Below are 12547 nucleotides of genomic sequence, written 5' to 3'. Positions count from 1 at the left end.
AGGACGAACGGGTAAGCAAAATCGCGGCAGCAACAAAAAAGCGGGGCGCCGGCAAACTCTCGTTCGGTGGCAACCCCGCTTGGTTGCACGAGATTATAGGAATGAAAAGCTAGACTTCGGCTTATGCCGGACATCAATGCCACCCACGCCAGCTACGCCCGCACCGCGCTCGACAACGTGCGCCGCGAGTATCCGAATTTCATCATGCACTTTGTGCATTCGGCGACCGAAGCGCAGGGCTGTGTGCCCTCGGCGCTGCATCCGATCTTTTACGGCAGCTACGACTGGCATTCCTGCGTGCACATGCACTGGTCGCTGGCGCGGCTCTTGAATCTCGATTCCGAAGCCACCCATTCGCGGGCGATCGTATCGTGGTTCGACCGGCAGTTTGATGAAGGCAAGGCACGCCGCGAAGCGGCCTACTTTGACCGCGACGGTGGTGCGCACTGGCAGCGTCCCTATGGCTGGGGCTGGCTGCTCAAGCTCTACGCCGAGATCGCCGTCTGCGGCCATCCTCACGCAGCGCGCTGGCGTGTGGCACTCACACCGCTGGCCGATCGCCTGTCGGACGCGATGTTTGAGCACATGCAGACAGCGCCGGCACCGGTCCGCCACGGTGTGCACTCCAACACCTCATTCGGCATGATCCACGCACTGCAGTTTGCGCGCACGGTGGGAGATGACGAATTCGCAGCACTGATTGCACAGACCGCCCGCAAGTGGTTCTCGACAGATCGCAACTATGCGCTTGCTTACGACTTTTCCGGCGAGGACTTTCTTTCTCCGGCCCTCACCGAAGCGCTGCTGATGGCGCTGGTTTTGCCGCGCGATGAATTTCTGCCGTGGTTCAACGCCTTCCTGCCGGAGATCGCCCACGGCGACTTTGCGCGACTTGAGCCGGCACGGGTGACCAATGAGAAGGACGCGAAGCAGGTTCACAACCATGGCCTCAACCTGTCACGCGCGTGGTGCATGCGCGGGCTAATGCAGATGCTCGCGCCGGGCGATGACCCGCGCTGGCAGCGCTTTGGCGAACTCTCTGGCGATCATCTGCGCGCGGCCGAAGCGGCGATCACCGGTGGCGACTACGTGAGCACGCACTGGCTGATCTCCTTTGCGTTGCTGGCCGAGACGGAGTGGCACTCGTGAGCCTTGTCGAGCTGGCACTCGCGCTCATTGTCGTTCTGCTCATCGTCATCCTGATTCTGGTCGCGACGCAGAAAGGCGGCATCGTGCGCCGCATGAGTGGCGAGCTGGGCAGCCAGCTTGAAACCAAGCATCGCGCGATGATCGGCGATGTGGGCGGCATGTTCAATCAGGTCAGCGAGCGCGTCGGGCGCGAACTCACCACCGCCAGTAGTGGCACGCGCGAAGTGATCGGCACGCTGCAGGTGCAAGTGGTGCACACGCTGTCGCAGCAGACAGAAGCCTCGCTGAAGCAGCTGGCGCTGCTGCAGCAGACGCTGTCGTCGCAACAGGATGCGCTGAAGCGCGACGTGCTGGAAGGCATGCTCGGCAAAATGGCCGAGCAGACGCGGGCGAATCAGGAGCTGCTGCAGAACACGTTGCGCAATATGAGCGCGCAGATCACGCAGCAGGCCGAGACGATGACCAAAACGGTCGACGGACGGCTGGAGCAGATCAGCGGCAAGGTCAACGAACGTCTCGACGAAGGCTTCAAGAAGACCAACGAAACCTTTGCCAGCGTGATGGCGCGACTGGCCGTCATCGACGAAGCGCAGAAGAAGATCGACGGCCTCACCACCAACGTGGTCAGCTTGCAGCAGGTGCTCTCCGACAAATCGGCGCGCGGTGCCTTTGGTGAAGTGCAACTGGAGGCGCTGGTGCGCGACACGCTGCCGCCCGGCGTCTACGAGTTTCAGGCGGCTGTTGGCTCGGGCCGCGAAAAGGCGGACTGCGTGCTGACCATGCCGGACGGTGCGTCGCGCATGGCGATTGATTCCAAGTTTCCGCTGTCGAATTACCGCACGGCGATTGACGCGACGCTGGCGGAAGCCGAGCGCAATACTGCGCGCAAGCAGTTCGCCAATGACGTGAAAAAACACATCAACGACATTGCCAGCAAATACATCCAGCCGGGCGCTGGCGCGGATTCGGCGGTGATGTTCATTCCGTCGGAAGCGGTATTCGCCGAGATTGTTGGCAACCACCCGGACATCGTCGCCCAGGCGCAGGCGCAGCGGGTGTGGATGACCTCGCCCACCAACCTGATGGCGGTGCTGCACACGGTGCGGGCAGTGATCCGTGACGCCGAAATGCGCAAACAGCTCGGCGTGATGAAGACCGAGCTGGGCAAGCTCGGGGGTGACTTCGGGCGCTTTCAGGAACGCATGGACAAGCTCGCGACACACATCAAGCAGGCGCATGACGATGCCGAGCAAGTGCAGATTTCCAGCCGCAAGATCAGCGGGCATTTTGAGCGGATCAAGGCGGTGGAGATTGACGATGCGAGTGCCCGTTCTGTCCCCTCTCCCTTGAGGGGAGAGGGCTAGGGAGAGGGTGATATGGTTGCTTGCCCGATCAACGGCTTTTCTTCCGTCGCATTCCCCCTCTCCCCCGCCCTCCCCCACGAGGGGGGAGGGAGTTAGATGTTTGACTGGCTAAAAACGAAACGCCGCGAACGCGCTCTCGCGAGTCACTCGATTCCTGACGATGAGTGGACGTCCGCACTGCACGAACTGCCCTTTCTCGACCACTACGACGACACCGCACTGGCAAGGCTGCGCGAGCTGACAACACCGTTTCTCGTCGAAAAGAACATCGTGACCGGCGCCGAGGACGGTGCGCACGCGCTTGAAGTGACGCCGCACATGCGGGTGCTGATCGCCGTGCAGGCCTGCCTGCTGATCCTCGGCCGTGGCGATACGGTGATGGCCGCGATGCGCGACTTCGAGGGCTGGGACAACGTGGTGGTGCACCCCGGCGATTTTCCGCGCTCCTACGACTACGAGGACGAAGCCGGTGTGGTGCACCAGCTTGATGAGCCCATTGCCGGGGAGAGCTGGTACAACGGCCCGGTGCTGCTGTCATGGCCTGCCGTCGAGGCCGGGTACGACGAGACCGGCATGGCACTGGTGATCCATGAGTTTGCGCACAAGATTGACATGCTGGATGGCGAGGTGGATGGCCTGCCACCGCTCGCTGGCGCTGCACGAAAGGTATTTGCCGAGGCGCAGCAGGCCGCCTACGACGACTTTTGCCGCCGTGTAGATGCGGATGAAGACACGGCCATTGACCCTTACGCCGCCGAACACATTGACGAGTTCTTCGCGGTGAGCTGTGAAGTGTTTTTTGCCGAGCCCGAGCTTCTGCGCGAGGAGTACCCGGCGTACTACGAGCAGTTGCAAAGCTGGTTCCGCGTCGATCCCATTGCCGGCCGCCTGATCGCCGGATAGCAACGCATGGCGCACGACGACGACCTGATCGTGCTGCGGCCACAAGGGCTCTACTGCCCGCCCGGCGATTTCTTCATCGATCCGTGGCGCCCCGTCGAACGGGCCGTGATCACACACGCACACGCCGACCATGCCCGTACAGGGCACCAGCACTATCTGGCCAGCGCAGCGGGCGAAGGCGTGCTGCGCACGCGACTCGGCGACATATCACTCACGACGCTCGCCTACGGTGAGCGCATGCGCGTCGGCGACGCTGAGATCTCGTTGCACCCGGCGGGTCATGTGCTTGGCTCGTCGCAGGTGCGCGTCGCGCATCACGGCCGCGTGTGGATAGCGAGCGGCGACTACAAGGTGGCCGCTGATCGCACCTGTACGGCCTTCGAGCCGGTGCGGTGCGACACCTTCATCACCGAGAGCACCTTTGGCTTGCCGGTGTACCGCTGGGCCGACGATACCATGGTCTTTGCGCAGATCAACGCGTGGTGGGCGGCCAATGCCGCGCTCGGACGGCCGAGCATGCTCGCCTGCTACAGCTTCGGCAAGGCGCAGCGCATCCTGGCGGGGCTGGATGCCAGCGTCGGACCAATCATCGTGCACGGCGCAGTGGAGCCGTTGAATCAGGCCTATCGCGCTGCAGGTGTCACGCTGCCACTTACCCATCAGGTCAGCGAGCTCAGCGGCGCGGCCCTTCGCGACGCCATCGGTCGCGCCATGGTCATCTGCCCGCCGTCGGCCACCGCGAGCCCGTGGGCGCGGCGCTTTCGTAGCGCGCAGGTCGCGTTTGCCAGCGGCTGGATGCAACTGCGCGGTGCACGGCGACGCGGTGGCTATGACCGCGGCTTCGTGCTCTCCGACCACGCCGACTGGCCTGGTTTGCAGCAGGCGATCAGCGCGACCGGTGCCTCGCGGGTCATCGTCACCCACGGCTACGAAGCGGTAATGACACGCTGGCTCACCGAGCAGGGGCTGGAAGCCGGCAGCTTTCGTACCGAGTACGGCGACGACGCAAAGGACGACGCGGCGGCCATCGAAGCACCAGGCACAGCCAGTGATGCCGATGCCGTGCTGGACAGTCAGCGCACGAAAGGCGACACGGCATGAAGCGCTTTGCCGAACTGTTCGACGCGCTCGACGCGACCACGGCCACCAGCGAAAAGGTGGCGCTGTTGCGCAGCTACTTTGCTGCAACGCCCGCCAGCGACGCCGCCTGGGCCGCCTACTTCCTTGCCGGTGGCAAACCGCGACAAACCGTCCGCACAGCGGAGCTTCGCGCTTGGGCGCAACAGGCCGCCGGGCTGCCGGACTGGCTGTTCGAGGAGTGCTATCAGGCGGTGGGGGACCTCGCAGAAACCATCGCGCTGGTGCTGCCCGATGCACTGCCGATTGCCAGCGCGGATGCGGACAGGTTGCCGGAGTCCGGGCTCGCGACGTGGATCACCGAGCGCCTGCTGCCCTTGCGCACGATGGACGAGACGATGCGGCGACAGCGGGTGCTGGCGGGCTGGGCCAGCCTTGATGCGCGTGGCCGCTTTCTGCTGACCAAACTAATCGGTGGCGGTTTTCGGGTTGGTGTCAGCAAACTGCTGGTGCAGCGTGCACTGGCGGAGATCGCTGACGTCGATGCCAAGGTGGTCGCCGAGCGCATGATGGGCTATGTGGACGCCACCCGTGCGCCCTCGGCTGAGGGCTTTCTCCGGCTGATCGAACCCGCGCGGGCAGAAGGAAGCAGCGGCCGGGATGACGCCGCGACGGCGGGCGATGGCGACACGCCAAAGGTCGTCTCCGGCCAGCCCTATCCGTTCTTCCTGGCGCATGCGCTGCAGATTGCCGCAGAGGAATTTGACCGCGTACTGGGCCCGGTGACCGGGTGGCTGGTGGAGTGGAAATACGACGGCATCCGCGCGCAGATCGTGCGGCGTGGTGGGCAAACCTTCATCTGGTCGCGTGGCGAGGAGCTGGTGACCGAGCGCTTCCCCGAGCTGGTCGCGGCAGCGGAACACCTGCCGGACGGCACCGTGCTGGACGGCGAAATTCTGGTCTGGCGCGATGATCGCCCGGCACCGTTTGCGCTGCTGCAGACGCGCATCGCTCGCAAGACGCTGAGCAAGAAGGTGCTGGCCGACGCCCCGGTGCGCTTTCTCGCCTATGACGTACTGGAGGCGGACGGAATCGACGTTCGCACTCGCGGGCAGGCGGACCGGCGTGAGCGACTGCAAGCGACGATTGACGCCTTGCCGGCAGCGGGCGCCAGCGGCATCGGCTTGTCACCGGTGGTGACTGCCGCAAGCTGGGCGGAATTCGCCCAATTGCGCGAGCAGAGCCGGGGCCGTGGCGTCGAAGGCTTCATGCTGAAAGCGCGCGATGCGGCCTACGGCAGCGGGCGCACCAAGGCGGACGGGGTGTGGTGGAAGTGGAAGATCGACCCGATGAGCGTGGACTGCGTGCTGGTCTACGCGCAGGCCGGACACGGACGACGGGCTAGTCTGTACACCGACTACACCTTTGCGGTGTGGTCGCAGCCACCACGCGATGGTGCAGAAGCGGCGGCAGCGATAGACGCGCTGGTCGCGCAGGCAGCGACGAAGGGTGGTGCCGGCGCGGCGAGCGACGGCGAAGACACTGATGCCGGGCAGGGGCCAGACAAGGCTACGGCAAATATCGCACCGCGCGGTGCCAGTGCACTGCCGATGCTGGTGCCATTTGCCAAAGCCTATTCCGGCCTGACTGACGAGGAGTTCAAGCGCGTTGACGCCGTGATCCGCAAAACCACGCTGAACCGCTTTGGCCCGGTGCGCGCGGTGCGGCCGGCTCTGGTGTTCGAGCTGGGCTTTGAGGGGATTGCCGAAAGCCGGCGACACAAGAGCGGCGTCGCCGTACGCTTCCCGCGCATGCTGCGAATCCGCGACGACAAACCGCTGCATGAGGCCAATTGCCTTGCCGATCTGCGGGCGCTGCTGGCCAGGGCTGAGCCAGACGCAGCGCCAGTCACGGCTCAGGACGAATCAGCTTCCGGTTGAAAGCCTTACTTATAAGGGGCTAGACGCCTGATTCTGCCAATAGTCGACTTCGTCGGCAAATGACTTCATAGCCCTTATCCAATAAGGGTTTCAGCAAAAAGCTAACCCCGTGCGTCGTTCACTTGTTCGTTGAATTCGGCCATGCTCACGGCGGCGCCAATCTCACGCGGCAACGCGTCGCGCACTGAGAACACACCGAGAATCTTGGCCGCCGGGCCGACGATGGGCAGATGCCGGAAGCCACGCTCGATCATGATCAGCACAGCATCCGACACCAGCGTCTCCGGCGTCACGCAGTAGGGGTTGCGCGTCATCACTTCGGAGACCAGCGTGCGGTCAGGCGGCAGGGCCTTGGCGAGCACACGGGTCATCAGGTCGCGCTCGGTGACGATGCCCAGCAGCTTGCCGGGTGGCTCGACGATCAGCACGCTACCGCAGTTGGCGCCGGTCATCAGGCAGGCCGCCTCCCACACGGTCGCGGTGGCACCGAGGCTCACCACATGCTTGCGGGACATGGACTGGAATACGGTTCGCTCGGACATGGTGCTGCCTCCTTCCAATCGTGGTTTCGGTTCGTAGGAGCGGCTCTGCCGCGAACTGCACGACGCGGTTGCCAGGGGGTCGCGGCGGAGCCGCTCCTACATCGTAAGCGCTAACGTAATGCCGCGTTGATCTTCTCCAGCGCTTTCGACCCCGGGCACAGTTGCGCTGCATTCAGTGTGTTCAACGCGTTATCGCTGGTGTTGAGTGCCGTGTGCAGATCAGTCGCGAGTGGATCGACATACAGCAAGCCAGTGACGATTTCGCCGCGCGCCTGCTGCTTGTGCATGTAGGTCATTGCGGCGAGCCGGTCGGTCGGGTCATAGTCCTGATGCAGCTTGCGCAGCCGCAGCGTGCTGCCGTCGTGCTGCTGCACCTCCACCACCTCGCCGGGTGCGTAGGCCGTGGTGATCTCGCTCTTCGAGGTGATGAAGTCGATGCGGCTCACCGCATCGTTGTGCTCGCGCACATAGTCGTAGCTCTTGGTACTGCCGCTGTGGTTGTTGAAGGTGACGCAGGGGCTGATGACGTCGATGAACGCGGCGCCGCCGTGCTCCATCGCGCCCTTGATCAGCGGCACCAGTTGCTCCTTGTCGCCGGAGAAGCTGCGCGCGACGTAAGTCGCACCCAGTTGCAGCGCAAGCCCCACCAGATCAACCGGGCTATCGCTGTTGACCACGCCCTTCTTGCTTTTCGAGCCACGATCCGCGGTTGCCGAGAACTGGCCTTTGGTAAGGCCGTACACACCGTTGTTCTCGACGATGTAGGCCATGCGCACGCCGCGCCGCATGGCATTGGCGAACTGGCCGAGGCCGATGGAGGCGGAGTCACCGTCACCCGACACGCCGAGATAAAGCAAATCGCGATTGGCCAGATTGGCGCCGGTCAGCACCGAGGGCATGCGGCCGTGCACGGTGTTGAAGCCGTGCGACGCACCCAAGAAGTAATCCGGCGTCTTCGAGCTGCAACCGATGCCCGAAAGCTTGGCGACGCGATGCGGCTGAATGTCCAGCTCCCAGCAGGCCTGGATGATCGCGGCCGAAATCGAATCGTGCCCGCAGCCGGCGCAGAGCGTGGAGATGCGGCCTTCGTAGTCACGCCGCGTATAGCCGACCTTGTTCTTGGTCAGCGTCGGGTGATGCAGCTTGGGTTTGGCAATCCAGGTCATGCGGCCTCCTTCTGGCTATCCGCAGCCGCCGGTTGCAATGTGTCGCGAATGGCGCGGGTGATGTAGCGCGCAGTGATCGGCGTGCCGTCGTAGTGCAGCACCTTGACCAGTTGCGCCGGGTTGATCTCCAGCTCGTTGACCAGCATGGCGCGCATCTGCGCATCACAGTTCTGCTCGACGACGAACACCTTGTCGTGCGCAGCAATGAACTTCGGCACCGAGTCGGGGAACGGGAAGGCGCAGAGCCGCATCGCGTCGAGGTGAATGCCGCCCTCCTCCAGCACCTCCAATGCCTCGTGCATGGCGGGCGTGGTGGAGCCGAAATAGATGACCCCGAACTTGGTCTTCTGCTTCGCGGCGCAAACCTCTGGCTGCGGCACCAGATTGGCGGCCGTTTTGAATTTGCGGCGCAGACGCTCCATGTTGTAGATGTAATCGGGCCCGCGCTCGGAGTACCGTGCATACGGGTCGCGCGTGGTGCCGCGCGTGAAGTAGCTGCCCTTGGTGGCGTGGGTGCCCGGCAGCGTGCGCCACGGAATGCCGTCCCCATCGACATCCTTGTAGCGGCCGAAGTCCTTGCCCGCCTCCAGCTCCTCAGCCGTCATCACCTTGCCGCGGTCGTACTGTTTGCTGTCGTCCCACGCGAAGGGTTTGCACAGGCGCTGGTTCATGCCGATATCCAGGTCAGTCATCACAAACACCGGCGTCTGCAGGCGATCCGCGAGATCGAGCGCCGCGGCCGCATGCACGAAGCATTCGTGCGGGTCCTGCGGGAACAGCAGCACGTGCTTGGTATCGCCGTGCGACGCGTAACCTGCCGCGAACAGGTCCGACTGCTGGGTGCGGGTGGGCATGCCGGTGGAGGGTCCACCGCGCTGCACATCAACAATCGTCACCGGAATCTCGGCGAAGTAGGCGAGCCCGATGAATTCCGTCATCAGCGAAATGCCGGGGCCGGAGGTGGCGGTGAAGGCACGGGCACCGTTCCAGCCGGCACCGACGACCATGCCGATCGAAGCCAGCTCATCCTCGGCCTGCACGATGGCATAGTTCTGGCGACCGGTGACCGCATCGACGCGGAACTTGTCGCAGTATTTCTGGAACGCCTCGGCGACCGAGGTGGAAGGGGTGATCGGATACCACGCCGCCACGGTGGCACCGCCGTAGACCATGCCGAGCCCGACGGCACTGTTGCCATCAATGAAGATCTGGTCGCCCACGTTGTCACGCTTTTCAACACGGATGCCGAGCCGCCCACCGAGGTGCTCGCGCACGTAGTCGCGTCCGAGGTGCAGCGCCTTCACGTTGGAGTCGAGCAGGCGCTCCTTGCCCTTGTACTGCTCGGCAAACAGCTTCTCGAACACGGCGGCATCGACATCGAGCAGCACCGAGAGCGCGCCGACGTAGATGATGTTCTTGAACAGCTGCCGCTGCCGCGGATCGGTGTAGGTGGCGTTGGTGATCTCGGTCAACGGCACGCCAATCACCTGCACGTCACTGCGCAGCTTTGACGCTGGCAGAGGGCGCGTGCTGTCGTAAAACAGATAGCCGCCGGGCTCGATCTCGGCGAGATCGGCGTCCCAAGTCTGGGGGTTCATCGCCACCATCATGTCGACGCCACCGCGCCGCCCGGAGTAACCCTTTTCGCAAACACGAGCCTCGTACCACGTCGGCAGGCCCTGAATGTTGCTCGGGAAGATGTTGCGCGGCGCGACGGGCACCCCCATGCGCATGATCGCCTTGGCGAACAGCTCGTTGGCCGACGCCGAGCCGGACCCGTTGACGTTGGCAAACTTGATGACGAAATCGTTGACTGCTTCGATGCACTTCATGCCGCCACCTCTTCACGTGCCTTCACCTGCGCACCATTGCGGCAGGCTGCGCCCGCCTTGGTGGTGTCAAGCCGGAACTTCTGCATGTCCCACGCTCCGGTCGGGCAGCGTTCGGCACAGAGGCCGCAGTGCAGACACACATCCTCGTCCTTGGCCATGATGCGGCCGGTCTTGAGTTCGCCGGACACATACAGGCCCTGATCAAGGTGCTTCGTTGGCGCCGTCAGGCGCGTGCGCAGGTCGGCCTCATCGCCATTCTTTGTGATGGTCAGGCAATCAGTCGGGCAGATGTCGACGCAGGCATCGCATTCGATGCAGGCCGTCTCGGTGAACACCGTCTGCACGTCGCAGTTCAGGCAGCGCTCAGCCTCCTTGAACGCGGTGGCAGCATCGAAGCCCAACTCCACTTCTACCTTGATGCTGGCCAGCGCCTTTTCGGCCTTGGCCCACGGCACCTTGTAGCGGGTGTCGTTGGAGGTGTCGTTGTCGTAGCTCCACTCGTGGATGCCCATCTTCTGCGACACCAGATTGGTCAGCGGCGATGGGCGCTGCGTCACGTCCTCGCCATGCAGAAAGCGGTCAATCGACACCGCTGCCTCATGCCCGTGCGCGACAGCGGTGATGATGTTTTTCGGGCCGAACGCGGCATCGCCGCCGAAGAAAACTCTGCTGACGGTGGACTGATGCGTCTCGGCACCGAGCTTGGGCAAGCCCCACTGGTCGAACTCGATGCCGCAATCACGCTCGATCCACGGGAAAGCGTTCTCCTGCCCGACCGCCACGAGCACATCGTCGCAGGGGAAGAACGCATCCGGCTCGCCGGTGGGCACCAGCGAGCGGCGGCCCTTCGCGTCGTACTCCGCGCGCACGATCTCGAAGGTCATGCCGGTGAGCTTGCCGTTCTCGTGCACGAAGGTCTTCGGCACGTGGAAGTTGATGATCGGGATGCCCTCGTGCATGGCATCTTCCTTCTCCCACGGCGAGGCCTTCATCTCCTCAAAGCCGCTGCGTACGATCACCTTCACATCGGCACCACCGAGGCGTCGTGACGACCGGCAGCAGTCCATCGCCGTGTTGCCGCCACCAAGCACGATCACGCGTTTGCCGATGCTGGTGATGTGCCCGAACGACACCGAGGCCAGCCAGTCAATCCCGATGTGGATGTTTGCAGCGGCTTCCTTGCGACCGGGAACGTCGAGGTCGCGTCCGCGCGGTGCGCCGCAGCCCACGAACACGGCGTCGTAGTTCTCCGCCAGCAGCGCCTTCATTGAATCAATGCGCTGACCGGACTTGAACGTGACGCCGAGATCGAGGATGTAGCCAGTCTCTTCGTCGATCACCGATTCCGGCAAGCGGAAGCGCGGAATCTGCGAGCGGATGAAGCCACCCGCTTTCGCCTCGCCGTCGTACACGGTGACGTCATAGCCAAGCGGCGCCAGATCGCGCGCCACGGTGAGCGACGCCGGACCGGCCCCGATGCAGGCGACGCGCTTGCCGTTTTTCGCGGCGACTGAGGGCATGCGCGCCTGCACGCCGTTCTTCATGTCCGCCGCCACGCGTTTCAGGCGGCAGATGGCGACTGGCTCAGGGTGGGCACCGTTGTTCTCCTCCACCCGCCCGCGCCGGCACGCCGGCTCGCAGGGGCGGTCGCAGGTGCGGCCAAGAATTCCGGGGAACACATTGGACGCCCAGTTGATCATGTAGGCGTCGTCATAACGACCCTGCGCGATCAGGCGAATGTATTCAGGAACGGGGGTGTGGGCGGGACATGCCCATTGACAATCAACGACCTTGTGAAACCAGGCCGGATTAGCGGTATCCGTGCGTTGCAAGCTGCCTCCTTTTCGCTGAAGGCCGCTGCCGTCCGACTAACAACAACTACAGGAACGAGTGAACTCGGGCGTGCAGGGTCTTCGTCGGCCCCGGCCCTGCACGCTGTCAAGCTATGCCGCAGTGCACAAAGCAGGAGTCGTGAGTGAGTCTATGCCAACGCGAAAGGGTTTGCTTGAGGGGCGTCAAATTTGACGTGTGTCGTGGCGGCGATGCGTGCAGTCAGCGTACTGCGGCGGAGTGCACACCAAATGTCGGCCATAGCCGCGATGCAGCGCAGCGGAATCGGGGCCGTTGTCATCAAGCCAACGTTGGTCCGGATGCCGCGCACCAGCCAAACCGACCCGGTCGCCGACTCTGACGCGCGAACGGTAGGCGTGGGCTCGCCCTCGCTCCCGCGTGTTGAAGGCAACACCACATTTGCAGAAATTCTGCAATGCAGTTATTCTTCACCCATGAGCACCACCCTGACCATTAGCAACCGAGGCGTCATCAGCCTGCCCGCAGCGTTGCGAAAAGCGATCGGCCTCAAACCCAACGATCAACTGATCGCCGAGGCCACTGCGGAGGGTATCTTGCTGCGTCCCGCTGTCACAGTGCCGCTCGAGATATACACCGACGTCCGCATTGCAGAGTTCGATGTAGCCGAGGCTGATCTCGCCGCCGTTCTCGCGAAACGGGCGGCTACGCGAAGCAAGGTGAACGCAGGGCAAAAGAAGCGCAACGCCAGCCGCAAAGCCTGAG

10 protein-coding genes are annotated in these 12547 nt (G+C 63.7%); 6 read left to right on the top strand and 4 right to left on the bottom strand.

Going from position 1 to position 12547, the window contains the following annotated elements:
• Positions 1 to 123 precede the first annotated feature (123 nt).
• The 5 genes from FKL89_RS04895 to FKL89_RS04875 all read left to right on the top strand — a co-directional run bounded on the left by FKL89_RS04895 (position 124) and on the right by FKL89_RS04875 (position 6433).
• Positions 124 to 1149, top strand: coding sequence for a DUF2891 domain-containing protein (locus tag FKL89_RS04895; protein ID WP_156861710.1), 1026 nt, complete (start codon positions 124 to 126; stop codon positions 1147 to 1149).
• Positions 1146 to 2513: a DNA recombination protein RmuC gene (locus FKL89_RS04890; RefSeq protein ID WP_238363486.1), complete on the top strand. Its 1368-nt coding sequence runs from the start codon at positions 1146 to 1148 to the stop codon at positions 2511 to 2513. Before FKL89_RS04895 ends, FKL89_RS04890 begins: the two co-directional genes overlap by 4 nt.
• A 96-nt stretch (positions 2514 to 2609) precedes the next feature.
• On the top strand, positions 2610 to 3416 hold the full coding sequence (locus FKL89_RS04885) for a M90 family metallopeptidase (RefSeq protein WP_156861709.1): 807 nt from the start codon (positions 2610 to 2612) through the stop codon (positions 3414 to 3416).
• 6 nt (positions 3417 to 3422) lie between these two features.
• Entirely contained in the window at positions 3423 to 4517 is a 1095-nt protein-coding gene (locus FKL89_RS04880; RefSeq protein WP_156861708.1) for a ligase-associated DNA damage response exonuclease, read from the top strand.
• Positions 4514 to 6433 (top strand): ATP-dependent DNA ligase, encoded by a 1920-nt coding sequence (locus FKL89_RS04875; RefSeq protein ID WP_156861707.1) that lies wholly within the window; start codon positions 4514 to 4516, stop codon positions 6431 to 6433. The genes FKL89_RS04880 and FKL89_RS04875 overlap by 4 nt, the downstream gene beginning before the upstream one ends.
• Positions 6434 to 6534: 101 nt before the next feature.
• Here FKL89_RS04875 and FKL89_RS04870 read toward each other — a convergent pair whose 3' ends face one another.
• From FKL89_RS04870 to FKL89_RS04855, 4 genes are all read right to left on the bottom strand, one after another.
• Complete coding sequence (locus tag FKL89_RS04870) at positions 6535 to 6975, bottom strand: CBS domain-containing protein (RefSeq protein ID WP_156861706.1); 441 nt, start codon at positions 6973 to 6975, stop codon at positions 6535 to 6537.
• A 110-nt stretch (positions 6976 to 7085) separates the two neighbouring features.
• Complete coding sequence (locus tag FKL89_RS04865; protein ID WP_156861705.1) at positions 7086 to 8141, bottom strand: 2-oxoacid:ferredoxin oxidoreductase subunit beta; 1056 nt, start codon at positions 8139 to 8141, stop codon at positions 7086 to 7088.
• Positions 8138 to 9973, bottom strand: a complete 1836-nt coding sequence (locus FKL89_RS04860) for a 2-oxoacid:acceptor oxidoreductase subunit alpha (RefSeq protein WP_156861704.1) — start codon at positions 9971 to 9973, stop codon at positions 8138 to 8140. Before FKL89_RS04860 ends, FKL89_RS04865 begins: the two co-directional genes overlap by 4 nt.
• Entirely contained in the window at positions 9970 to 11805 is a 1836-nt protein-coding gene (locus FKL89_RS04855; RefSeq protein ID WP_156861703.1) for an FAD-dependent oxidoreductase, read from the bottom strand. Before FKL89_RS04855 ends, FKL89_RS04860 begins: the two co-directional genes overlap by 4 nt.
• 210 nt (positions 11806 to 12015) lie before the next feature.
• Here FKL89_RS04855 and FKL89_RS04850 point away from each other — a divergent pair, with 210 nt between their 5' ends.
• Positions 12016 to 12546 carry an AbrB/MazE/SpoVT family DNA-binding domain-containing protein gene (locus FKL89_RS04850; protein WP_156861702.1) on the top strand — a complete coding sequence of 177 codons (531 nt, stop codon included), beginning with the start codon at positions 12016 to 12018 and terminating at the stop codon, positions 12544 to 12546.
• Position 12547 lies beyond the last annotated feature (1 nt).

The sequence above is a fragment of the Casimicrobium huifangae genome (assembly GCF_009746125.1).
Taxonomy (GTDB): domain Bacteria; phylum Pseudomonadota; class Gammaproteobacteria; order Burkholderiales; family Casimicrobiaceae; genus Casimicrobium; species Casimicrobium huifangae.
Note: the sequence above shows the minus strand (reverse complement) of the source record. Positions and strands in the feature narration are given on the sequence as shown.